At 41.5% G+C, this 21,522-nt stretch carries 24 protein-coding genes and 1 tRNA gene; 8 read left to right on the top strand and 17 right to left on the bottom strand.

The genetic code is table 11. The features are described 5' to 3' along the window. The 4 genes from IM507_RS18250 to IM507_RS18235 all read left to right on the top strand — a co-directional run bounded on the left by IM507_RS18250 (window position 1) and on the right by IM507_RS18235 (window position 4,216). Window positions 1–234, top strand: coding sequence for a photosystem I reaction center subunit IV (locus tag IM507_RS18250; RefSeq protein ID WP_002733317.1), 234 nt, complete (start codon window positions 1–3; stop codon window positions 232–234). Between the two features lie 384 nt (window positions 235–618). Next, window positions 619–2,007 (top strand): aspartate aminotransferase family protein, encoded by a 1,389-nt coding sequence (locus IM507_RS18245; RefSeq protein WP_002800414.1) that lies wholly within the window; start codon window positions 619–621, stop codon window positions 2,005–2,007. A 5-nt stretch (window positions 2,008–2,012) separates the two neighbouring features. Next, the gene (locus IM507_RS18240) at window positions 2,013–3,110 is read left to right on the top strand and encodes a sulfotransferase family protein (RefSeq protein WP_287637482.1); all 1,098 of its coding nucleotides are present in this window, start codon (window positions 2,013–2,015) and stop codon (window positions 3,108–3,110) included. Window positions 3,111–3,220: 110 nt separating this feature from the next. Beyond that, the gene (locus tag IM507_RS18235) at window positions 3,221–4,216 is read left to right on the top strand and encodes a lysylphosphatidylglycerol synthase transmembrane domain-containing protein (RefSeq protein ID WP_287637481.1); all 996 of its coding nucleotides are present in this window, start codon (window positions 3,221–3,223) and stop codon (window positions 4,214–4,216) included. Window positions 4,217–4,237: 21 nt separating this feature from the next. Here IM507_RS18235 and kaiC read toward each other — a convergent pair whose 3' ends face one another. From kaiC to IM507_RS18220, 3 genes are all read right to left on the bottom strand, one after another. Next, window positions 4,238–5,800 (bottom strand): circadian clock protein KaiC, encoded by a 1,563-nt coding sequence (gene kaiC, locus IM507_RS18230; protein WP_002743493.1) that lies wholly within the window; start codon window positions 5,798–5,800, stop codon window positions 4,238–4,240. 193 nt (window positions 5,801–5,993) lie between these two features. After that, window positions 5,994–6,308, bottom strand: a complete 315-nt coding sequence (kaiB, locus tag IM507_RS18225; RefSeq protein ID WP_002733742.1) for a circadian clock protein KaiB — start codon at window positions 6,306–6,308, stop codon at window positions 5,994–5,996. Window positions 6,309–6,364: 56 nt separating this feature from the next. Further along, on the bottom strand, window positions 6,365–7,294 hold the full coding sequence (locus IM507_RS18220) for a circadian clock protein KaiA (RefSeq protein WP_002750903.1): 930 nt from the start codon (window positions 7,292–7,294) through the stop codon (window positions 6,365–6,367). Window positions 7,295–7,783: 489 nt separating this feature from the next. Between IM507_RS18220 and IM507_RS18210 the strand changes: the two genes are divergently transcribed. Continuing rightward, window positions 7,784–10,156, top strand: a complete 2,373-nt coding sequence (locus tag IM507_RS18210; RefSeq protein ID WP_123230104.1) for an ATP-binding response regulator — start codon at window positions 7,784–7,786, stop codon at window positions 10,154–10,156. A gap of 408 nt (window positions 10,157–10,564) precedes the next feature. Here IM507_RS18210 and IM507_RS18205 read toward each other — a convergent pair whose 3' ends face one another. The 10 genes from IM507_RS18205 to IM507_RS18160 all read right to left on the bottom strand — a co-directional run bounded on the left by IM507_RS18205 (window position 10,565) and on the right by IM507_RS18160 (window position 16,157). Further along, on the bottom strand, window positions 10,565–10,924 hold the full coding sequence (locus IM507_RS18205; RefSeq protein ID WP_069473937.1) for a putative toxin-antitoxin system toxin component, PIN family: 360 nt from the start codon (window positions 10,922–10,924) through the stop codon (window positions 10,565–10,567). Beyond that, window positions 10,902–11,138: a type II toxin-antitoxin system VapB15 family antitoxin gene (gene vap15 / locus IM507_RS18200; protein WP_069473938.1), complete on the bottom strand. Its 237-nt coding sequence runs from the start codon at window positions 11,136–11,138 to the stop codon at window positions 10,902–10,904. Before vap15 ends, IM507_RS18205 begins: the two co-directional genes overlap by 23 nt. 109 nt (window positions 11,139–11,247) lie before the next feature. Then, a complete protein-coding gene (locus IM507_RS18195) occupies window positions 11,248–11,451 on the bottom strand; it encodes a hypothetical protein (protein ID WP_079205616.1) in 204 nt (67 codons plus the stop codon). Between the two features lie 50 nt (window positions 11,452–11,501). Then, window positions 11,502–11,807, bottom strand: coding sequence for a helix-turn-helix domain-containing protein (locus IM507_RS18190; RefSeq protein WP_002732780.1), 306 nt, complete (start codon window positions 11,805–11,807; stop codon window positions 11,502–11,504). Beyond that, on the bottom strand, window positions 11,804–12,178 hold the full coding sequence (locus IM507_RS18185; protein WP_123230105.1) for a type II toxin-antitoxin system RelE/ParE family toxin: 375 nt from the start codon (window positions 12,176–12,178) through the stop codon (window positions 11,804–11,806). Before IM507_RS18185 ends, IM507_RS18190 begins: the two co-directional genes overlap by 4 nt. Window positions 12,179–12,613: 435 nt before the next feature. Continuing rightward, complete coding sequence (locus IM507_RS18180) at window positions 12,614–12,910, bottom strand: helix-turn-helix domain-containing protein (protein WP_002731911.1); 297 nt, start codon at window positions 12,908–12,910, stop codon at window positions 12,614–12,616. Further along, window positions 12,903–13,295, bottom strand: a complete 393-nt coding sequence (locus IM507_RS18175; protein WP_002775262.1) for a type II toxin-antitoxin system RelE/ParE family toxin — start codon at window positions 13,293–13,295, stop codon at window positions 12,903–12,905. Before IM507_RS18175 ends, IM507_RS18180 begins: the two co-directional genes overlap by 8 nt. Before the next feature lie 697 nt (window positions 13,296–13,992). Continuing rightward, window positions 13,993–15,504, bottom strand: a complete 1,512-nt coding sequence (locus IM507_RS18170) for a serine/threonine-protein kinase (RefSeq protein ID WP_287637478.1) — start codon at window positions 15,502–15,504, stop codon at window positions 13,993–13,995. Window positions 15,505–15,702: 198 nt separating this feature from the next. Beyond that, on the bottom strand, window positions 15,703–16,023 hold the full coding sequence (locus IM507_RS18165) for a hemolysin XhlA family protein (RefSeq protein ID WP_002734355.1): 321 nt from the start codon (window positions 16,021–16,023) through the stop codon (window positions 15,703–15,705). An 11-nt stretch (window positions 16,024–16,034) separates the two neighbouring features. Continuing rightward, window positions 16,035–16,157, bottom strand: coding sequence for a hypothetical protein (locus IM507_RS18160; RefSeq protein ID WP_002796307.1), 123 nt, complete (start codon window positions 16,155–16,157; stop codon window positions 16,035–16,037). Between the two features lie 152 nt (window positions 16,158–16,309). Between IM507_RS18160 and IM507_RS18155 the strand changes: the two genes are divergently transcribed. Beyond that, on the top strand, window positions 16,310–16,540 hold the full coding sequence (locus IM507_RS18155; protein WP_002733860.1) for a hypothetical protein: 231 nt from the start codon (window positions 16,310–16,312) through the stop codon (window positions 16,538–16,540). Beyond that, complete coding sequence (locus IM507_RS18150) at window positions 16,537–16,800, top strand: ParE family toxin-like protein (RefSeq protein WP_002734998.1); 264 nt, start codon at window positions 16,537–16,539, stop codon at window positions 16,798–16,800. The genes IM507_RS18155 and IM507_RS18150 overlap by 4 nt, the downstream gene beginning before the upstream one ends. Window positions 16,801–16,911: 111 nt before the next feature. Here the strand turns inward: IM507_RS18150 and IM507_RS18145 are convergent, their stop codons facing one another. From IM507_RS18145 to IM507_RS18135, 3 genes are all read right to left on the bottom strand, one after another. Then, window positions 16,912–18,336 (bottom strand): AAA-like domain-containing protein, encoded by a 1,425-nt coding sequence (locus IM507_RS18145; RefSeq protein WP_287637477.1) that lies wholly within the window; start codon window positions 18,334–18,336, stop codon window positions 16,912–16,914. A gap of 190 nt (window positions 18,337–18,526) precedes the next feature. Further along, on the bottom strand, window positions 18,527–18,874 hold the full coding sequence (locus IM507_RS18140) for a YkgJ family cysteine cluster protein (protein WP_287637476.1): 348 nt from the start codon (window positions 18,872–18,874) through the stop codon (window positions 18,527–18,529). A gap of 157 nt (window positions 18,875–19,031) precedes the next feature. Next, a tRNA-Val gene (locus IM507_RS18135) sits at window positions 19,032–19,103 on the bottom strand. A gap of 81 nt (window positions 19,104–19,184) precedes the next feature. Here IM507_RS18135 and IM507_RS18130 point away from each other — a divergent pair. Next, complete coding sequence (locus tag IM507_RS18130) at window positions 19,185–19,721, top strand: metal-binding protein (protein ID WP_287637475.1); 537 nt, start codon at window positions 19,185–19,187, stop codon at window positions 19,719–19,721. A 19-nt stretch (window positions 19,722–19,740) separates the two neighbouring features. Here IM507_RS18130 and IM507_RS18125 read toward each other — a convergent pair whose 3' ends face one another. Next, on the bottom strand, window positions 19,741–21,261 hold the full coding sequence (locus tag IM507_RS18125) for an ArnT family glycosyltransferase (RefSeq protein ID WP_002734097.1): 1,521 nt from the start codon (window positions 21,259–21,261) through the stop codon (window positions 19,741–19,743). Window positions 21,262–21,522: the final 261 nt, after the last annotated feature.

The following is a 21,522-nucleotide window of genomic DNA, read 5'->3' as shown; positions in this document are numbered from 1 at the left end:
ATGCCTGGAATCGAACGCGGAGCCGAAGTTAGAGTCAAACGGAAAGAGTCTTACTGGTACAACGATGTAGGAACCGTAGCCAGTGTTGACAAAAGTGGTATCCTCTATCCCGTTATCGTCCGTTTTAAAACTGTTAACTACCACGGTTTTAGTGGTAGCGCCGGTGGACTGAATACCAATAACTTCGCTGAAAGTGAATTGGAACTCGTTAAGGCTGCCCCCGCTAAGAAATAAAGCTGACTAAAATTCAGCCTATCATCACCGACTGACTGACAGGAATTCTCTCTTGTTGGTCGGTTTTTTTATAGCTATCAGTAATCAGTTATCAGTAATCAGTTATCAGTGAACAGTAAACAGTTTACTGATATTACATTTTGGGCGCATCGCTTGCGCCCCAACCATATAAAAACTGACTAATAAATTATCTAAAAGTCGCTTGAACCTTTAGCCAACAAGAGTGAATTAGTTTAATTGTCCTAGATAAGTTTTTAAATACTTGACAAAATATATCAAATAATTTATAATATTAGATAACCAAAAATCATGATAATGTGCTATCAACATAATCGGGTTTGAGGTGTTTAAAAATTAGTTTTTCAGTAATCAAATCTGGAATTTATGAGCATTTTAGAACTGATAGAAAAAAGACTAGAAGAAAACTTTGCCCTCCACGAACAATACCTAAACCCCCAGATGGTTAGGGTACTAAAAACGATCGGCTATGATCGCCACTACGTTAAAGCCCAAGGTCCGTACCTATTCGACAATCAGGGGGAAAAGTATCTGGACTTACTGAGTGGTTTTGGTGTTTTCGCCCTCGGACGCAATCACCCCAAGATCGTGCAAGCTTTACAGGAGGTATTGACGGCAGCATTACCCAATTTAGTCCAATTGGATGCTTCTATCCTAGCGGGATTGCTGGCCGAACGGTTAGCAGCGATCGCACCTCCCGGATTAGAACGAGTTTTCTTTGCTAATTCCGGCACAGAAACCGTCGAGGCTGCCATTAAATTCAGCCGCTACGCCACCGGACGCAGCAAAATTGTTTACTGTCAGGGAGGCTACCACGGGTTAACCATGGGTTCCCTTTCCGCCACCGGCGATCCCCATTATCGCCAGGGATTTGGGCCTTTTGTCGCCGATTTTGAGGAAATTCCCTTCGGCGATCTGGCTGCGCTCGAAAAAGCTCTAATTAACCAAGAAGTAGCGGCTTTTATTACCGAACCGATCCAAGGTCACGGAGTGAGAATTCCCGAACCGAACTATCTCCCCGCAGCGGCTGCCCTTTGTCGTCGTTACGGCACTCTTTTTGTGGCCGATGAAGTGCAGACCGGTTTGGGCCGGACTGGCAAAATTTGGGCAGTGGAACATTGGGGGGTAGAACCGGACATTTTATGTGTTGCCAAGGCTCTTTCGGGCGGTTTTGTGCCAGTGGGAGCGGTTCTCTGTCGTCGCTGGATCTTCGATCGAGTATTCGATCGCATGGATCGTTCTGTGGTTCACGGTAGCACTTTTGGTAAAAATAATCTGGCCATGGCCGCCGGTATTGCCACTTTACAGGTGATTGAAGAAGAAAAATTAGTCGAGCGATCGGCCGTAATCGGTCAACAAATTATCGCAGAACTACGGCCCCTCGTAGATCAGTACGAATGTTTGCAGGAAGTGCGGGGATTGGGGATGATGATCGCCTTGGAATTTGCCGAGCCGAGCAGTTGGTCACTAAAAGCCGCCTGGAAAATGCTAGAAACCGCCAATAAAGGGCTATTTTCCCAGTTAATCGTCGTTCCCCTCTTTACCCGCCATCAAATTCTCTCGCAGGTTTCCGGCCACGGCATGAATATCATCAAGTTTATCCCCCCCCTCACCCTCTCCGATGAGGATTGCCGTTGGCTTGTCACCGCCGTTAAAGATGTGGTGGCTGATGCACACCGCTTCCCAGGGGCCGCTTGGGAATTCGGTAAAACCTTGGCCAGCCAAGCTATCCGCCAAAAAACCGCTAAAAAATAGTTAATATGTCCAGTTTGTTTCATCCCCTCTGCGGTAGCAACCTTAGCACTCTCCTTCGTTTGTTTTTGACCAATGGCGGCATTAATCGCCCCAATTTGGCCCCAGCAACCCTGGCGCTGGCAGTTACCCTGGCGCGACTGCCTTTTTCTACCCTAGAACGAATTTTAATGACAGGGTTTTATGAGCGCGGCGTACAGGTAAAAGCACCCATTTTTATTGTCGGCTATTGGCGCAGCGGCACGACCCATCTCCACAATTTACTCGGTCAATCGGAGCATTTTGGCTATATTTCGCCCCTAGCGGTGGGATTACCCTGGGATATCCTCGGCATCGTCCGCTTATTTCAACCGCTGCTAGAATTGGCCCTACCTAGCGATCGCCATGTGGATAACGTCGCCGTTACTCCCGATTCCCCCCAAGAAGACTCGATCGCCCTAGCCAGCATGATCCCCCTTTCCTACTACCATGGTTTATACTTTCCCCAACGTTTTCAGTATCATTTCCAGCGAGGGGTTTTTTTTCAAGGCTGCAGCGAGAAAGAAATCGCCACTTGGCAGCGTTGGCATACTCATCTATTAAAAAAAGTTTCCATACATCAAAAAGGCAAACAATTACTAATCAAAAACCCCGTTTATACGGCACATATTGCCAAATTGCGAGCTATCTGGCCCGATGCTAAATTTATTCATATCTACCGCAATCCCTATCTAGTTTTTCCCTCAACCCGTCACTTTTTTACCCGCATCCTACCGGAACTAGCACTACAATCCTACGATAATTTATCCACGGATGAAATCGAGCAGGTAATTCTGAAAAGTTATCCCTCAATGCTTAATTCTCTCCTGCGAGATAGTGCCGATTTACCCGCCGATAGTTTTGTAGAAATTCGTTTTGAAGATTTAGAAAAAGACCCCCTAGCACAAATCGAGAAAATTTACGATCAACTGCAACTTCCCGACTTAAAAATATCCAGGCCTCGCTTTGAGAAATATATCGCCAGTCTGCAAGGATATAAAAAAAATAATTATCCCCCAGATGCAAAAGCGATCGAGTTAGTCGAATCCCATTGGCTACCATTTATTCAACGTTGGAATTATTTTTAGTTATCAGTTATCAGTTATCAGTTATCAGTTATCAGTCACAATTCATAATTCATAATTCATAATTCATAATTCATAATTCACAATTCACAATTCATAATTCACAATTTAGTATGAAATATCTTAAATTTATCTTTCTGGGTTTAGGTTTTGTTTTACTAGGGGTAATTTTACGCCAAACCAATCTACAAGAAGTTTGGCAACAAATCACCCTAGTCGGTTGGTGGGGAATGACAGTAGTGATTATTTTTTATTTCCTAGAATTCCTCACCGATGTTTTTACTTGGCAACTAACTTTTAAAAGCATTCCTATCCAACCTCGATGGACAATTCGCCTATTATTAATTTACATGGTAGGGGCAGCCTTTAATCGCGTGACTCCCTTCGCTTCTTTGGGAGGAGAAGGTTTTAAAGCAGTGATGTTAAAAACTCACTATCAGATTAGCTATAAAGAAACCAGTGCCTCGATTATTCTGACCAAGACATTAAATACTGCTTCCCTTGTCTTCTTTGCAATTATCGGTTTTTTTCTGCTCCTCGCTTCCCCAAAATTTTCTAATTCTTTTAAAACTTTTACCGGATTAAGTCTCGCTATATTCTCCAGTTGTATCCTGATATTTTTCTTGATTCAGCGATTCCGTTTATCCTCCCGAATAGTTAATCGATTAGGTCATTCTTTTTTATGCGATCGCCTAGCTAAACCTTTAGAAAATCTTCGCAGTGTCGATGATCGTTTAGGAGAATTTTACCGGAATCTGCCCCTATTTAGAAATGGCTTGATCGTCGGTTTTCTCAATTGGCCCCTCGGAGTTTTAGAAATTTATGTTTTAATGCAGTTTCTCCAACATCCGATCAGTTTTGCCGATGCTTGGTTATTTGATTCTGTTGCCCAATTGGTACGCGCTGGAACCTTTTTTATTCCCGCTAATATCGGTACTTTAGAAGGTTCTTTAGTGCTGCTGGGTGCTTCCTTAACCGGCAGTCTAGAATTAGGTTTAGCGATTTCTCTAATTCGCCGGGTTAAAGATATTCTCTGGATTATATTAGGTTTATTGATTTGGTGGTTATTTTCCCTAAGACCGACTTTACCCGATCGCTCTTCAAAATAATCTCCATCAGTCAACTCCCGATTATTCATCCTGTAATTTTTCGCGTACATTGCGAACAATCCGCGATAATTCAGTCTTTTCATCGACGCTAATTTTAGTCGGAGAACCACTAATAATCCGCTCGTAATTGCGGAAAGAATCCTTGATATCCGCCCCATCCTGACTGATAGTATATTCACGAATCCCTTTATCGTGCCAAGAACCGCGCATCTTAAAGACGTTAATCGCTCGCGACATTTCGCCGCGAATTTCCACATACTGCAACATTAAAATCGTGTCGGTAATCGTAGAAATATGGGATTCGGTGATCGAGTGCGCTCCCATAAATTGGTCGGTGGTATTGGTGAAAAATCCCGTAATTTCCTCCTGTTTGGCGTATCCCGTCACCCCGATCACAAATTGCCGAAAAGCATTATTTGTCACCCCGCGAGCGAGTGCCGATAGAGAATCGATGGCAATGCGGGAGGGTTTAAATTCCGAGATTTCCGACTTAATCATCTGTAAATGGTCTTCTAATCCCGCCGATTCCGGGTAAGAACACAACAATTTTAATAATCCCTTGCGTTCCATCTCCTCAAAATCGATCCCCCAAGAAGAAGCATTTCGGGACAATTGGGCGCGAGATTCTTCATAAGCGAACAAAATCGCCCGCTCACCGCGCCTACAGCCTTCTTCCAGAAATTTACTGACTAAGAGAGTTTTACCCGTACCTGTTGCTCCTGTGGCCAAAATAATCGAATCCTTGAAAAAACCGCCTCCACACATATCATCAAGGGTTTTTACTCCCGAAGAAATGCGGACATTAGAAGAGCGCTGAGTTAAACGCATCGCACCGAGGGGGAAGATATTAATGCCATCATTGGTGATAGTAAAGGGATATTCCCCCTTCATGTGGGTTGTTCCCCGTAATTTGAGGATTTCTGCGGTTCTGCGTCGCCTTTCTCCCTCTAGCACGTTCCGCATAATTACCACATTATCAGAGACAAATTCCTCTACACCAAAACGGGCCACCGCTCCGTATTCTTCGATACGTTCCGTGGTCATAATTGAAGTCACTTCTAATAATTTTAACCGGGCCACGAGCCGAAAAATTTCTCGCCGCACCACTGATGCCGCTTCGTACTGCTGAAAAACGGCAGTTACAGAGTCAATTGATACCAGTTTGGCTTTATATTTGGTAATTGCGTATTGAATGCGCTCGATTAGGGCCGAAAGATCAAAACTACCCACCACCTCTTGACCTTCCGGATCCGGGGAAGCATCGAGAATAAATAATTTACCCTGGTCAATTAATTCTTCTAAATCCCAACCAAAACTATAGGCATTTTGGATAATATCGGTGGGAGATTCTTCAAAAGTAACAAACAGGCCCGGATAGTCAAAATACTTGATCCCATGGTAGAGAAATTGCACAGCAAGCAGGGTTTTTCCCGTGCCAGAAGTGCCACTAACTAAGGTAGTTCTCCCCATGGGTAAACCACCGTGAGTGATCTCATCAAAACCTTCAATTAGGGTTCTAATTTTGCGAACACCTTTCGGTTTAATCGGTGGATTCGATTGGCTATTAGAGTTAGATTGAGTCATTATTTATCCAGCGAGTATTTAAAGAGTAGGATTTTTATCTAATTTTTCCACAGAAACATATCAAGCCTGACTAAACACTTTACACTATCTCGATTTCCATTGACTCTTGACTTTCCCCTAGAGGTACTAGATTAAGCCCCGATCATTTCTTCTTCAATCAATATAACCCGTCTAATCAACTATGGACAAAGACCTAGCTATCATTTTCTCGTTCACGAATTTCCTCGTATAGTAAGTCTAAACCGATCAGAACCTTCTCTCGATCGGACAAATCACCAATAATTTTCCGCACCGGGGGAGGGAGGACTTTCGCAAGGGTAGGAGTAGCGAGAATCTTGTCTTCCTCCGCTAGTTGCGGGTTTTTCAGCACGTCAATCACCTTGAGCGCATACACTCCCTGAAATTCCTCTTCTAGGATATTTTTCAGGGTTTTTAAGGCCCGCACGGAGTTGGGGGTATTGCCGGCGACGTACAGTTTTAAAACATAGGTTTTTTTAAAGACGCTCATAGGTTAAGATCAAAGGGGCTGGGGATAGGAGTTTATTGTTATTTATGGGGGAGATTTTAGTCTATTCCCAATAATAAATCATAAGGGATATCCTCGCGAGGTATGGAACGACGATACATTTCCCCCAAGTGAGCAAGGATATCAATGAGAGCGAGACGATAATCTAGGAGAATTTCCTCACTTCTGCCTTCTAATTTTAACTGTTGGGAAAATTCGTCCATTAACTCCATGTGAATTTCCAGAATTTGCGACACTGAGAGATCGGTAAAAAAGACATTATTAACCAACTCATCGATCGCTTGATTAATCGGATAATCCTGTTGGAAGTAATTTAAAATAATCTCCCGATAATCTCTTCTTAATTCCCGCAGTAATTCTTTTTTTTCCTCCGGGGCAAGATTGCGATAGAATAGCTGCGGGTTGCGTTTGTAGTAAACACCTAAATAGCCGAGTCTTTCTTTTAATTTTTCTGCTAAACGGCGCTGTTGTAGGAGGAGAAAACTGTGATTATTTTCCACGGGATTCGGTTGGTTAACAATCGTAGTACGCTCGGAAAAAGAGCAATTAGGAGCTAAATGGAGAAATCGAGCGATCGCTTGGTCGATAACCGAGGTGATGCTGTCTAATTCCTTGACGGTGATTTGTAATTCGGCACTATGATAGAGACAGGTGGGAGAGTCATTCATCTCAGGAGCGATGTTCTTGTCAGCGACAATGATCACTACTGGCAGTAAAATCCCCCCTTCGTAGAGTTGATTAAAAGTCGGCTGTAGGGAAGGATGAAAGACCACCAGCAAACAATCGATTTTTTCCTTCTCTGCCTCGATATTAGCCAATAGTTCGCTAGAAGATGACCCCAGGGTTAGATTATACCGTTCATTAGCCAATAAAGCCGTCAAAGAATTAACCAGCCCCAGAGGTGAACTCACCCCCGTCAAGGGTGAGTCCGTTGGGACAAAAGCATAAATAGTCAGTCTCGGAGGCAACGTTTTCTCACCCGCAAGGTAGATAGAAATTGACAAACAATAGGTTAGGCTTTCTCTGTTGAGAAGACAACCCCCCGCCATCAGCTAAGGGAAGTTAAAGGTTAACTTTGCTTTTTGGCAGTAGGTATCGTAGTTAATTGTAATCAATGGAGCGGTTCTCTAGATGAGCGAGCGTCATAATCAAGATAAATTCAAGTTCTAGGACGACTAATAGTTTGGCCATCAGTTTGTTAATTAGGGCTGGCTGAATAAATCTAAAAACCTTGTTGGATAAGACTTTTAGACCTTTTTGAAATCCAAAAGTGCCGGGGATGGGAGTGATCAGGGGGAAAATTCAGGGACTTTTGCCCTGAAAATTAGGTAATTGACCACCTGAAAATCGGTAAAACCCTATACCCTACACCCTACACCCTGCCCCCACCGAAAAACTTTTTGCCGCAAACCCTAATTATGCCCTAAAGCTACCGCCACCGCCCCCTAATTATCCCCATGCCTAGCGTTACCCTCAGTCTCCATCACTTTAATCAATCCGTCACTGCCTGTGAATTAATTATTGACAGGGCCAGTCTTTGCGATTTAATTAACACGGGCAATCCAGAAGCGATCGTGGTGGTGGATGAGAGGTATTGTCCCCTAGGACTGATTGAGAGTCAAGCCCTGATTGCTTACCTCCTCTATCAACAACAGTACCCCGAAACCAGAAACCCCTCCCCCAACTGTCTGGATCTGAGCGGTTGGCTGCGTCCGATTATCCCTCTTAACTCGCGCATGGCCGTGAGTGAATTTCTGGCCACCCTGACGGGAGAAGCGATCGCAAAAGCCCCTATTTTAGTCGATGCTCAGGGGAAACTGTTAGGACGCTTAGACACGGGCAAACTTCTCCAATTTTGTCTCGGGCGTTCGATTCTCGATGATCCCCCCCCGCGGCTCCGCATCAGCGATCGCATCCCCCCCCGCAGCGATCGTCCTCTGGAATTTCTGGAACAATTACCGCTGCCGCTGCTGCTCTACAGTCCAGAAGCAGGGATTTTATACCAAAATCAGGCTTGGTGTCAACAAATCGGGGCAGCTTTCCCCGCTAATATCGATAACTCTGCCTTGGCTTTAGTTAATGACCCCCTAACCCTCCCATCCCCCACTCCCCCCCTGTTTCCCCAGCGTCTGGAAACGCTGACATCGGGTTTAACTAAGACTTGGCGCCTGTTATCCGTGCCGTTAAATTTAACGGATAATTATCCTTTGATCGAGAAAGCTTCAGGACTATGGTTACTGTTAGCCACCGATATCACCGAACAACAGCAATATTGTCAGGAATTAGCGGTTAAAAATGCCGATCTAGTCCATTTAAATCGTCTTAAGGATGAATTTCTCGCCTGTGTTAGCCATGAGTTTAAATCGCCCCTCACCGCCGTTATCGGTCTCTCCAGTCTGCTCCTGGAACAAAAAATCGGTGAACTTAACCCCCGACAGTCCAAATATGCCGATTTAATCTATCGCAGCGGTCGTCAGTTGATGGCTTTGGTTAATGATCTCCTCGATTTAACCCGCCTAGAGACAGGACAACTACAATTAACTTTATCTAGAGTCAAAATCGATCGCCTCTGTCAACGGGTGTACGATATCATCGTCGATAAGTATCCCCAACGTCTCGATCTCCCCAGCAGCTATCGTCTTGACATCGAATCGGGGTTAGACTATGTTCTGGCCGATGAGGCCCGTTTACAACAGATGTTAGTGCATTTGTTAGATAATGCGGTAAAATTTACCGTTGATGGCGGTAATTTGGGCATTAAAGTCAATCTTTGGGAAAATTGGCTGGCTTTTACCGTCTGGGATACGGGAATCGGTATTCCGGAAGAATCCCAGCATCTGATTTTTCAGAAATTCCAACAGCTAGAAAGTCCTTTCACCCGTCAATTTGAGGGCGCAGGTTTAGGTTTGGTCCTCAGCCAAAAATTAGCACGCTGTCACGGTGGCGATCTATCTTTTGTCTCCAAAGCTCGGGAAGGTAGTGAATTTACTTTACTACTGCCGGTTCATCCCCAAGGTGCCGAGCAGGAGTCCGCTACTCCCCAGCGTCTGGTGTTGGTGGTGGAAGCTAATCCCCAAGTGATCGAACAGTTTGTCGATCGCTTGAGTGAATTGGGATTAAAAGCCATTATCGCCCGTAGCGGCACTGAGGCGATCGAAAAAGCCCGGCAGTTAAAACCCCGTTGTGTTTTTCTCAATCCCAATCTACCCCTCTTGTCCGGTTGGGATGTGTTAACGCTGCTGAAATCCCATCCCCAAACCAAAGATATAAAAGTTATTGTCACCGCCGCCGATTCCGAGCGCAACCGCAGTCAACAGCAAGGGGCCGATAGTTTTCTGGTTCCACCAATCACCTCGGCTGCCCTGCAAGCTTGCCTAAATCTGACCGTTTCCCCTGTTCCTAGCCGCAAACGGCGCACTGCTCCGACTCTGCTGCGTTTACACGGTCATTATGCCCCCAATTTCTCCGATTTATCTTCCTTTAGCTGGATTTGGAATAATCAATTAGTCCGGGAGAATTATCGTTTTATCGAGGCCGATAGTTGCGAACAGGCGGAACTTTTAGCCACTGTCTGGGAGGTGGACGCTATCTTAATTGATAGTTCGATCGCAGAAGATTTATACTCTTATCTGCAAACCTTGAGCGAGTCGGAAACCCTCGCTAATTTACCCCTAGTCACCCTTGATGTGGCTGTCACCGAGGTAGCCAATCAAATCCCCGGTTTAGCCGTTTTTCCCTGTTTGGCCCCCCCAACGGAAAACCGCATTGAACAGCTATTAAAGGTAATCGAGACTGCTGATCTGGCTTTTTCTCGCCACAAAGAACAGTAAGGGTAAGTCGGGCCAGTCTTGGGATGACAAGCAATGTCGATGCTCTAGCCCGATTTTACCTAGAACTTGGTGCTAAAGCGCAACTACAAACCTTAACTCAACCTAGAGATTATTAACTCAATTTTCTCAAAAAAATCGACCAGCCGTTAGGTGAGAAAAAGAGAAGAACCGAGAACATTAACGCACCCTACAAATTAAGATGGTGCGTTACGGCGCGATCATAATTTAATTAGGGCTTGCTGAAAAAGTTTTTCGTGGGGGTAGGGTGTGGGGTGTGGGGTGTGGGGTGTAGGGTTTTACCGATTTTGAGGGGGTCAATTACCTAATTTTCAGGGAAAAAGTCCCTGAATTTTCCACCCGATCACTCCCATATTTGGTACTTTTTGATTGACAAAAAGTCTAAAAGTCTTATTTAGTTATTCCAAATTGTTGCAAAATTAATAAATCTTGATCGCCTGTAATTAAAAAGTCAGCTTGACTATCTTTGGCTAAGGCTAAAAGGTAGTTATCTTTAGCGTTTCTACAGATATTAATTTTTGATTTAGTTTCAATACATAACCCAATTATGTTTACAAGCTCAAGTAACTCTTGAACTTTACTTTGGGGAAAATGCTTTTGTAATTTTGGTCTTTTGGTAACAAGGTTAATCTCATTAAGTAGCTGTGGAGAAAAAATCGGCAGAAGAGTTTTGGCTAACTGTTTACCAATAAGAAAGCTAATCCAAAGGTTAGTATCAATAATAACTTTAATTGGTGGCTTGTTGTCCATAAATTTCAGCCCTAACTTCCTCCACTTCTTCGGTAATTGTCTCTAAGGAAAGCTCATCAGTTTTAAAAGTTTCTAGAAGTTGGGTTAATTTTTGATTTAAAGTTTCTTTTTCGAGTTCTTTACTGAGTTTTATTTTGTCACTTTCTGGGAGTTGTTTAACCAAATCTAAAATCTGGTCAAAGTTTAAGGTTAGTTGGTAAGTTTTTTGGTTCATTTTCTCAAATTATTGTTGATTGATAAAGTTTAATTGCTCGCAGTGCATACTCAAAACAACGTTCCCGAATATCTATTTGTTTCTTCTATTCTTTTTGATAATTCATAATTCATAATTCAAAAGAAAGGTCTGGTTCAGCTTCTATACAACCGATAAAGTCAGACCAATCTTCTGTTCGCTGCTCTTTCATTTCCTGTGGGTTGGGAGAATATCGTTTTTTGAGAATATCTACAAGTTCAAGAATAGTCTGTTGTGCGTCGGGGGGAAGGGACGCAATATCTTCTTCAATTGTTTCTAGGTTTATCATTGTCATTGTTTAAATGCGCGACAGCTTATTCTCATTGTAGCAAATTACTGAAACAATTAGGCTGAAACTAATTCAAATTTAACCTTTATTTTTAGGGCTGTAGCGATGAGATTTAGCAACAAAAAAGAGTTTCCTTCATAGTCAGCATTTTCTAAGGCTTCAATAATAGATTCATCAGTATTAATTAATTCTGCTAAAGCTTTTGTTGAAAGATGATGTGTTTCCTTAATCTTAAATATTTTTCTGGCTACTTCGTCATCAATACGAGCCTTTTCTAATTCTAATTGACGTTCTGGATTATTAGCATAATAACGTTGGTAAAGAATTTGTAAGCCATCGGCTGTCGTTTGGTGTGTATTCATATCAACTCCTGAAAATAGGTGTGTAATTCGGGATTTTTTTCAAATTTAGCTTTGTTTTTAATTGCTTGCTCGATTTCCAGTGGTAGAACTTCTTTTTCTTTAATTATACCATGAGAAATGACCACAGCTTTGTTTTTATAAAAGAAATAAAGAATTCTATAATTTATTCTTTTAAAATTAACTCTCAATTCATAAATTTTGTCCCGCAAAAAGTCTGCTTCTGGTCTGCGTAATTCATATCCTAGTTCTGCCAGTCTTTGTAATTTGATAAAGCATTTGTTTTGAGCTTTGCCAGGAAGACTATCAAGCCATTCTATAATTGGTATATTACCTCTTTCATCTTGGTAAAAAATAAGTTGTATTTTTGGCATATTAAAGCTTTTATATATGTGAGTTTTCTAACAAATGATAAATTAAATAGTGTCAAGTATCGAGTTCCCCAAAAGCTGATGTTTACATGAGCAAAACCCCTAAAATTAGACTTGACAAAAGACCTGAGATTGTTATATTTTACAGGTAACAAGCTTTTAAACGAGAGAGCCACGCCCCACGCACCAATTATATCATTCATTCTACCTGAATATCAAACAGGAACTAGAAACCTGTTACTAGGGAGAGATTACTGCGGGGGGGATATTCGGTAGCAGTTAAATAATCATAATAAAAACCACTCCAGACACAGTAGCGGCTCTTGTCGGGTGCGTTAGTGATAGCGTAACACACCAATTTTCTTAAGATGCTGCGTTACGGCGCGATCATAGTTTAATTATTAACAAATCTCCTTTAAATACGCGCAAACACGCACCCTACAAGCTACTAACAAGGCTCATTTTGACTCGTTGATTAAGGGCAGTGGCAATTTTTTGTAGCATTATTAGGGGATTGTCTTGATAGTCAGCGTCTTCTAGATCTTCAATAACGGATTGCTCAACATGGATTAGGTCGGCTAGTTGTTGTTGAGTTAATCCAGCATTCATACGAGCGTCATAAATCAATTGTGCGATTTCTGAGTTGAGGGATTCTAGGGCAATTTGTTCTTTGATTGTGGGATCGTCTGCAATCATTTGGTGAATGATTTTTACGGCATCTGTGGTTTTAGGCATTGTTTATTTCTCCTTGATAAGTATGAAGTTCTGGATTTTGTTTAAATTGTGCTTTTCTTTGGATAATTCTCTCGATGTCTTGTGAGGGAACGGCGGAAGTTTTTTTGATAAGAGCATGACCAATAATTGCTATATTTTGACCATGATAAAAATAGAGGATTCGATATTGTATGGTTCCCTGTTTGGCTCTAAGCTCCCAGATATCATTTCTGAGATAATCGGCAGCAGGGCGGCGCAGTTCATGACCTTGTGCGGCAAGTTGTTCGATTTTGGTTATACATTTGGCAAATCCTTTTTTATCAGTTTTGAGTAATTTCTGAAGCCACTCAACAACGGGTGAGATGCCTTCTGCTTCTTGATAAAAGATGATTTTTGTCTTTGGCACGTTTCTTTTGAAATAGTATGCGATGAAAAATCAATAAATGTAATCAGGTGATGGTGATGGGTATCGAATTGCTGGATATCTCATAACCTCGTTGAAAAGAATTATGCGATCGCCCCTTGTTTATCCCCTAAATTAAACTTAGAAATTCCGCGATAATAGACATCAACATCGTTAAGTATCGAGTTCCCCAAAAGCTGATGTTTACGGGAGCAAAATCCCTCAAATTAGACTTGACAAAAGACCTGAGATCGTTATATCCTACAGGTAACAAGCTTTTGCACGAGAGAGCCACACCCCACGCACCAATTATATCATTCATTCTGCCTGAATATCAAACAGGAACTAGAAACCTGTTACTAGGGAGAGATTACTGCGGGGGGATATTCGGTAGCAGTTAAATAATCATAATAAAAACCACTCCAGACACAGTAGCGGCTCTTGTAGTGGACTGTTTCAACTAAAATAGGGCAATAGATTTCGGCTTAAAGTCTTAGATTATAGAATTTATAGCATTTTTCTAATACACCAAATTAGCTGAAACAGTCCAGTAGGGTGCGTTAGTGATAGCGTAACGCACCAATTTTCTTAAGATGGTGCGTTACGGCGCGATCATAGTTTAATTATTAACAAATTTCCTTTAAGTACGCGCCTAACGCACCCTACAAGCTACTTAACGGTGTTAACTCCCTACAATAATTTAATTGGAAACACCTAATTCTTTTAGTCTATCCAGAGAGTTTTGATACCAGGTTTGATTATTTTGTTGTTGATAAAGTTTTGTTGCTTGGCGAAAATCCTTAATTGCCTTTTCATTGTCATTTAATTCTTTGTATATTAAACCGCGACTATAGTAGGCATCAGCATAGTCAGGATTGAGTTTAATCGCTTGATTGTAGTCGGCAATCGCCCCTTGCTTATCTCCTAAATCAGACTTAGCAATTCCGCGATTATTGTAGGCATAAGCATAGTCAGGATTGAGTTTAATCGCTTGATTGTAGTCGGCAATCGCCCCTTGCTTATCTCCTAAATCAGACTTAGCAATTCCGCGATTATTGTAGGCTACAGCATCGTCAGAATTGAGTTTGATCGCTTGATTTTGATCCGCAATCGCCCCTTGATTATCTCCTAAATTATAATTGCCTATACTGTAAATTGCTAGTCCGATCACCCCCCCAAATACAATCATCCCAATGCCGTTATATAGCCATTTACGTCTAGTTATTCCTGATGGATTCTTAATTTTTCTCTGAGGAGGAGGTGAAACGGGGGGAGGTTGTACTACAGTTCTACTTGAAGGAGGATTATTCAACACTGTCAGAACTTCTGAAGCTGATTGATAGCGCTGACTAGACTTATCTTCTAACATCTTGTTGAGGAGATTCGCTAAAAAATCACTAATTGATCTTTTTTGCGATTTTAATACCGATTGCCATAACCATCGCCGCTGATTCACATCATAGACCGAATCAGGCAAATTACTGTTACTTTGGGGGAAACATCCTGTTAATAAACGGACACAGGTAGCGGCTAAACTATATAAATCACTAGCGGCGACTGCACTGCCCATGATATGTTCATAAGCAGCATAACCCGGAGTATATAAACCTGTCCCCATTTGGGAGGTTTGCTCTTTAATTCCCCCAAAATCAATTAACATCAATTTACCGTCACTCCGACGACGCATCAGATTATCCGGTTTGATGTCACGATGGATCAATCCTTTAGAATGGAGATAGACAAGGACTGGTAATAATTGCTGTAATATTTCCTTGATTTTCTGTTCACTAAATCTTCCTTCTCTTTGATACTCTTGAAGCAGGGTTTCTCCTTCAATAAACTCCTGCACTAAATAGAGGGAGTTCCCCTGAGAGAAATAATCATAAACGGTGGGAATTTGTTCGTGTTTTAATTCGTCTAATTTTTCCGCTTCTCTTTGAAATAACTCCTTAGACTTCTCCAGAGCAGCTCCCTGCATTTGAGCAATAAATTTTTTAATAACCCGGGGTTTGCGATTAAAATTCAAGTCCTTAGCTTTATAAGTTCTACCGAATGCGCCTTCGCCTAATACTCCGACAATGAGATAACGGCTATGAAAAGAATATGATTGGCTAGTTTGGCTTAAATTTCCGCCACATCCTTGACAATAGCTATAATGAGTCGGATTTTGAGGATGGGAACATTCGGGATTGAGACAGTAGAGGATACTCATAAATCATCTGGAGAAATTTGATTAAGTACCTAAAAAAAATTGATGATCTCATTGAGAGAAGATGTGTAGGCTCCCTTAGGCGGTCACAAATCCCGTCAAAAAACCAAAATTAACAATCCGCCGTAACGCACCAATTCTATCATTAATTCTACCTGAATATCAAACAGGAACCAGAAGCCTGTTCCCCGGCAGTGGAAGTTAGGGGTTGCTAACAGGGGGAACAGTGATGACAAAGCGGATGACAGTTCCGATAACTGCTGTTGCCAAGATGGTGATTAATGCCCAAATTTGGGCTTTCTGGGAGCCTTTAATCTCTTTTAAATCACCTTGTAAGGTGTTGAATTCTCCCTGTAATGCCTTGAGATCTCCCTTTACTTCGGCCTCGAATCTGACTTGAACAATCCTGATCTCTGTGACATCTTTCTGGAGCGCGTCTAGCTTCTGATTGGTCTCTTTAAGATTCTGATTAATCTGGTCTAGGATTTTTCCTAAATCGGTTTCGATGGTGGGGCCGCTCATGGGTTAGACTCCTAATTAATTGGTGCTGTTGTTTCTGACTTAGATTTCAGTGTTTGAACAAATTGTAAAACTTTTTGTTGCTTTTCCGGTGTCAGTTCTCGCCATTGTTCAAGTAGTTCTTCTTCTTTACCCATAAATACCTCGCTCTTCAATTATGAATTGTTTGGTTTTGAGCAAGGCTCATTAATAAAAACCACTCCAGACACAGAGGAAACAAAGATCATATCATTTTGGGTTTGCGGTGGACGTTGTAGAATAGAGAAAACCTACTGCGCTGATAGATACCATGCCCTCTCCTGCTATTACCACGATCATCAAGATGGTTGAGTCTCTGCCTGATGAGCTTCAAGAGCAGTTAGTAGAGTATGTTCGAGCTTATATTGCAGAAATTGAAGAAGAAAAACGATGGGATCAGTCGTTTAAACAGACGAAGAATAATCTAGTCGCAGCAGCACGGAAAGCCAAAGAAGATATTGCGGCAGGATTGTCCGCACCGATGGATTATGAGCAGCTATGAATTCCGCGACATTGCCCTCATTTTGGCAGAAGTATCGCGACTTGAAACCAGCAGTCAAAGCCGGAGCCAAGAAAGCATATCGGTTATGGGTAGAGAATCCGTTTCATCCATCGTTACATTTTAAGTGTATTGACAGCGACGAAGATATTTGGTCAGTGCGTGTAACGAAGAGTCATCGAGCTTTGGGAGTGCTGTCAGGGGATACAGTGACCTGGTTTTGGATTGGCGATCATGATGAGTACGAAAAGTTTTATTCGTAAAACACAGGAACTACAAGCCTATCCCACTCGAACTTTAAAAACCCCCTTGCCACTCTCCTATACTTTTTAAACAGTATTTAGTATCACTCCCTCATAATGACATTCGATAAACTAGATGGCATAGCGACTTTTTTCGGAAGTATCAAAGTGAGCAAGCGTAATTTTTTTGGCGAAGATAGAAGTTTTTCGAGGCAAAAAAACAGAACGTTGCCGGAAATATTCGCTAAAATATTGACGGTAGAGAGGACAACTGACTCGGCAAAACTTACCTTGTCGGTGAATTAGTCCGAGACTTTCTAGGTGAAAAGCTGCCATTAAATCAATTTCTATGTCTTTTTCTGCCATCACCACCTTAGCAAAGATAGCCGCTAAATTGCCCTTTAAGTATTGCAGATGCGAAAGTAAACGTTTAAGATGGTCTGCAAAAATATTATTTTCCTCGCCGATAGAAGTAGCTAGAATGGTTTCTAGGGTACAATCACCCCGAACAATATGATAGCAAGCAAGACGAATTAAATAGGGATTACCCCCTAGAAATATCCGTAATTTTTCGGAGTCAAAATTCTGATCTAATCCCTGTCTTTGACTTAATTCTCGTACTTGTGCGCTGGTAAAATTAGGCAATTCGATCGGTAAACCAAGACTAAAAGGAGATTGATAGGTATCTGAGGTTTTATCAAGCTCCTGTGCAGGGGAATAGGCAACAATTAAACGTAATTTTTGCCAGAGGGGTTTGTTTTTGCCTTCCTCGTGCCAGAGGTGCAGAATACTAAAAAATTCTTCCCTTAGCTGTGGATAGGGGAAAAGATATTCAAGATCATCAAAGGCAATCACTAAAGGTCGATCGAGATGGGAGAGAATATGCTTTTCTAGATAGATTTTACAGTTAATTTTACACCCTAAGAATTCATCCCAATCCTGTGGGAGATGATTATCTAAATCTAACTGACGACTAATACTAACACAAAGCCAACGCATCCAGTGATTTAAATCTTGAAAAATTGAGCTTTCTGCTAACCGAAAACTGAAATAAATTGTATGGTATTGCTGTTGTTGTGCATAATTAATAATTCTGGTTATCAGGGAAGTTTTTCCCATTTTTCTGGCCGCATTAATCCGGATCAGACTACCCCCGCGCAAGACCTCTTGATAACAAGTCTGTTCCAGATTGTTTCTGTTAATATAAAAGGGGGAATTGAGGGGGACTTGTCCCTCTGGTAACTCAGGCAATAGTTGAGGATTAATAGTATCAGTTTCTGGTAAGTTAGGACGATAATAATCGCTATTTTCTAGAGTTAAATTAAAAGCCTGAAAACAATGTTTTAGGGTTTGTTTATCCACTCCCGATTCACAAGCAAATACCTTCATCAGAGTATCTACCCCTAAAAGAGTTTTCTCGCTGAGGACTTCTAGGGTGAAACGATGACCACGGTTATCCCGATATTCCGCTTCTTGTTTAGCAGTAAGTATTTTTTCTAGTCCCGTGGAGGTGAGGATAACCCCGCGTCTGCGGCGCTGTTTTTCTGGTTTTTTCATGATAGTTTTTCCCTGTCCTGAACTCAAACTCTGCACCCCTAGAGGTTTTGAGTTTCCTATAGACTTATCCTCAACAGGGAAACAATCAATTCCGTAATTTTACTGATTTAGCCATCGAGAACCTAGAAGAGCCTAACCAGACCACTTATTTTCTCCTCCGTCTGAGTTATTTCTGGGATAGGGGTAAATCTTAGCCTACTTGCTGACGATAGATATTCATTTCTAGGCTATCTTCCCCATAAAGATCCTCAATGTGTTCATGACAACAATCGATCGCAAATTGATCGAATTCTCCCGGTGCAATTTGATACATTTTGGCAAAAATATCGGGTTGAACACGACAAAATTCTGGTCTCTGGTCATAAATGGTACAGAGACGGGTTTGGCGATCAAAGTTTATACACCAACCCCCTTCCCCCACCATGCTGAGATATTGAGTTAATTGTGCGGGAGTCAGATATTCTTCTAAGTCAGGACGCTCATCGGGATTTAGTTGACAACAAGCTCCACAATTTTTAATACATTTCCAATTGGCCATATAACCGGTGTGCCGCGATGAATTAATCCTAGTACCTACTGACTAGCTTACTAGCAAATAGTCCCTATTTCCCGTTCCAGCAGCAATTACCCTCAATAGTTTTAATCTCAACCTGCGATCGGGAGTGAAAGCTTGACAAGGCAAGAATCTAATAAAATGGGCGTTGTAAGGGTCGAACTTACGGCATCCTGCTTGTAAGGCAGGCGCTCTACCACTGAGCTAAACGCCCGAATTAATTTCGTACTTTCTCAGCATAACATATATTTTCAAAAAAGTATATTATTTTTTTGAGCGAGTTAATTTTTTTCCGATGCCCTCTGGTCGAACTCACGATCGCATTACCCTAATTTTGCTGCTACCGATTGCGGGGGCGAGTTTTTTGGTCAGTGGCAGTGGTAAATTAACCCTGTTACTCTTGGCCAGTTATTTGTTTAGCGGATTCCTGTTTGGGCCAGATCTTGACATCCACTCGGTACAATACAAACGTTGGGGTTATCTGCGCTGGTTGTGGCTACCCTATCGTTCTATGATCCGTCATCGCGGTTGGTTATCCCACGGTTTATTGATCGGCACAATTTTTCGGTTATTTTATCTTGGTAGTTTTCTTTTACTAGCGGCGATCGTGATCATTCCGATCCTGCAAAGTTTCTGGGGTATAGACTGGGATTGGCGACTGTGGCCGCAGCAAGCGATCGCATTATGGCAACAGTATCCCCGGGTAGCGAGCGCTATTTTCCTAGGTTTAGAATTAGGAGCGATGAGTCATAGTTGTAGTGATTGGATCGGATCTGCCTACAAAAGTTCTCGAAAAGTGGCTCAAAAACCGGTAAAAAAGAAAAAACGTTAATAATCCCCGTCCACAATTTCTAATTAGCCTTACTTTGATATTCTTGCCAAGTTTTTGGACTGATAAAGAGAGTTCCTTTTTCTTGCTGGTCGGGGAACTGGATATAGTTTTTCTCTAGATAATCCTTGAGTTTTGGTGATTGCAGAAATTCCTTTTCAAATCGATAGAGGAAAACCAAATCTGGCTGTCTTTTTTCAATAACTTCTAGGATAAAATCCCCATCGAGATTCTGATTGAGAAATCTCTTTCTGGTGATGACAGCCGTTTCTGGGGGTGTTTTCAAGAAATATTTATATATGTAGTGAGGATTATCGGTTAACAGAAGTTTATCGGAGTTTTTAAATTTTTCAAACACAGCTTCTGCTAAAAGAGGTTTATACTTTTTATTATATTGAACGTAGGCATTAATTCCAGGATCACGATTGGTGATTATTCTTAAGGTATTAAAGAGAAATTGACCAGACAGGGGTAGAAAAATTAGCATTTTGAGAACTAATTTCTGGGTTATTTTTCGATTTTGCCTAAATTCTCCGAGGCTATCAGTAATTTTTAACTGTTCGACAAACAAGGCAATTATCCAAACGGCGGGAATAATTAAATGGATATAATAATGAGGCCAAATTGGGGCGACTGTAGCAAATCTGAACAGATTAGAACCTAACCAGACCAAGGGCGGTAAAAGTGGTATTATGTTGCGAGTAAAAACCATCGCTATAATAGCTATCGCTGTGACGATTAGATAAATTGGTTCGTACTGTAGGGCGCTTTGTAAGAGAGTCCATAAGGTGAGATTGTCTTGAGCGAAACTAGCGGCAACACTGACATGAGATTTAATAACATTTTCGTAGGAAAAAGGAAAAATAGTCAGGGAACCCAAGACAAAGACTAAAATAACAGCGACTGACCAAATAATAATATCAATGATTCTTTTAATAAAACTATTCTGTTGATTAAGAAAAATAATTAAAGCTACAGTTGGGATAATAGTAATGCCTGCAAGTTTAATTTGCAGGGAAAAAACAAAAGCAATGGCACTGACTAAATAGAGTCCATACTTAAGCTTACCCATGAATTGAACGGCTTTAAAGATCATAAAAATACTTAAGATTGTAAAAAAAAGTGAGGGTAATTCCCGCAACATTGTCGTTGACAGGTTAATATACACTGGACAGGTTGAGAGAATGAATACTGATAAACAAGAGGCTAATATTCCGCAATTAACTCTCAGAATTAGATAAAAAATTCCTAACATAATTGTGGACAAAGAAAGCACCATAATGCGCGCCGCATGGATAGTAAATCCTGTCACGCTTAACCAACCATTTAGTAAAAGAGATAAACCCGATAAATGATCGTGCCAAACTTGTTCGTAGAGACGATAACCTTGTTTGGTGACGTAGGCAAGTACCAGAGCCACCGCTTCATCAAAATTAACTATATAGGGATAATCAAGCGGGACTTTCCAGAAAACGATCCCTAGGAAAAAAACAGCAATGGCAATTAATGCCATTAAATCAAAACGATCAGATTTCCTATTCATAACTTTTCTGGACAAGAATTGCTGCGTATCTTATCACAGATCGAGACATCAGTTAAGTAGATGGTTATAATTAAATTAAAAATGGATTTTAGGTTCGATCCCCCCTGCCCCCCTTGATAACTATCCCTTATAGGGATCTTTCTTAACAATTTTTGCAGTAAGCACTCCAACCCTTATCCTGACTTGATTTCAGTTTTTTCTTTGTTTTGTAAGGGTGTCAACAAGGAATATTACAAATTGTTAACCGAGTCTTGAAAGCCT

It is taken from the genome of Microcystis sp. M20BS1 (assembly GCF_020245305.1).
In the GTDB taxonomy this organism is placed as follows: Bacteria; Cyanobacteriota; Cyanobacteriia; order Cyanobacteriales; family Microcystaceae; genus Microcystis; species Microcystis ichthyoblabe_A.
The sequence above is the reverse complement of the archived record's forward strand: the minus strand, read 5'-3'. Positions and strand labels throughout refer to the sequence as shown.

Coding starts and splice junctions, on each gene's coding strand:
- IM507_RS18170 (WP_287637478.1), bottom strand. CDS start 15,504: ATGAGTATCCTCTACTGTCTCAATCCCGAATGTTCCCATCCTCAAAAT.
- IM507_RS18160 (WP_002796307.1), bottom strand. CDS start 16,157: ATGGGTAAAGAAGAAGAACTACTTGAACAATGGCGAGAACTGACACCG.
- IM507_RS18210 (WP_123230104.1), top strand. CDS start 7,784: ATGCCTAGCGTTACCCTCAGTCTCCATCACTTTAATCAATCCGTCACT.
- IM507_RS18205 (WP_069473937.1), bottom strand. CDS start 10,924: ATGGACAACAAGCCACCAATTAAAGTTATTATTGATACTAACCTTTGG.
- IM507_RS18180 (WP_002731911.1), bottom strand. CDS start 12,910: ATGCCTAAAACCACAGATGCCGTAAAAATCATTCACCAAATGATTGCA.
- IM507_RS18165 (WP_002734355.1), bottom strand. CDS start 16,023: ATGAGCGGCCCCACCATCGAAACCGATTTAGGAAAAATCCTAGACCAG.
- IM507_RS18250 (WP_002733317.1), top strand. CDS start 1: ATGCCTGGAATCGAACGCGGAGCCGAAGTTAGAGTCAAACGGAAAGAG.
- kaiC (WP_002743493.1), bottom strand. CDS start 5,800: ATGACTCAATCTAACTCTAATAGCCAATCGAATCCACCGATTAAACCG.
- vap15 (WP_069473938.1), bottom strand. CDS start 11,138: ATGAACCAAAAAACTTACCAACTAACCTTAAACTTTGACCAGATTTTA.
- IM507_RS18145 (WP_287637477.1), bottom strand. CDS start 18,336: ATGAAAAAACCAGAAAAACAGCGCCGCAGACGCGGGGTTATCCTCACC.
- IM507_RS18190 (WP_002732780.1), bottom strand. CDS start 11,807: ATGAATACACACCAAACGACAGCCGATGGCTTACAAATTCTTTACCAA.
- IM507_RS18155 (WP_002733860.1), top strand. CDS start 16,310: ATGCCCTCTCCTGCTATTACCACGATCATCAAGATGGTTGAGTCTCTG.
- IM507_RS18130 (WP_287637475.1), top strand. CDS start 19,185: ATGCCCTCTGGTCGAACTCACGATCGCATTACCCTAATTTTGCTGCTA.
- IM507_RS18150 (WP_002734998.1), top strand. CDS start 16,537: ATGAATTCCGCGACATTGCCCTCATTTTGGCAGAAGTATCGCGACTTG.
- IM507_RS18125 (WP_002734097.1), bottom strand. CDS start 21,261: ATGAATAGGAAATCTGATCGTTTTGATTTAATGGCATTAATTGCCATT.
- IM507_RS18140 (WP_287637476.1), bottom strand. CDS start 18,874: ATGGCCAATTGGAAATGTATTAAAAATTGTGGAGCTTGTTGTCAACTA.
- kaiB (WP_002733742.1), bottom strand. CDS start 6,308: ATGAGCGTCTTTAAAAAAACCTATGTTTTAAAACTGTACGTCGCCGGC.
- IM507_RS18235 (WP_287637481.1), top strand. CDS start 3,221: ATGAAATATCTTAAATTTATCTTTCTGGGTTTAGGTTTTGTTTTACTA.
- IM507_RS18245 (WP_002800414.1), top strand. CDS start 619: ATGAGCATTTTAGAACTGATAGAAAAAAGACTAGAAGAAAACTTTGCC.
- IM507_RS18195 (WP_079205616.1), bottom strand. CDS start 11,451: ATGACAATGATAAACCTAGAAACAATTGAAGAAGATATTGCGTCCCTT.
- IM507_RS18185 (WP_123230105.1), bottom strand. CDS start 12,178: ATGCCAAAAATACAACTTATTTTTTACCAAGATGAAAGAGGTAATATA.
- IM507_RS18240 (WP_287637482.1), top strand. CDS start 2,013: ATGTCCAGTTTGTTTCATCCCCTCTGCGGTAGCAACCTTAGCACTCTC.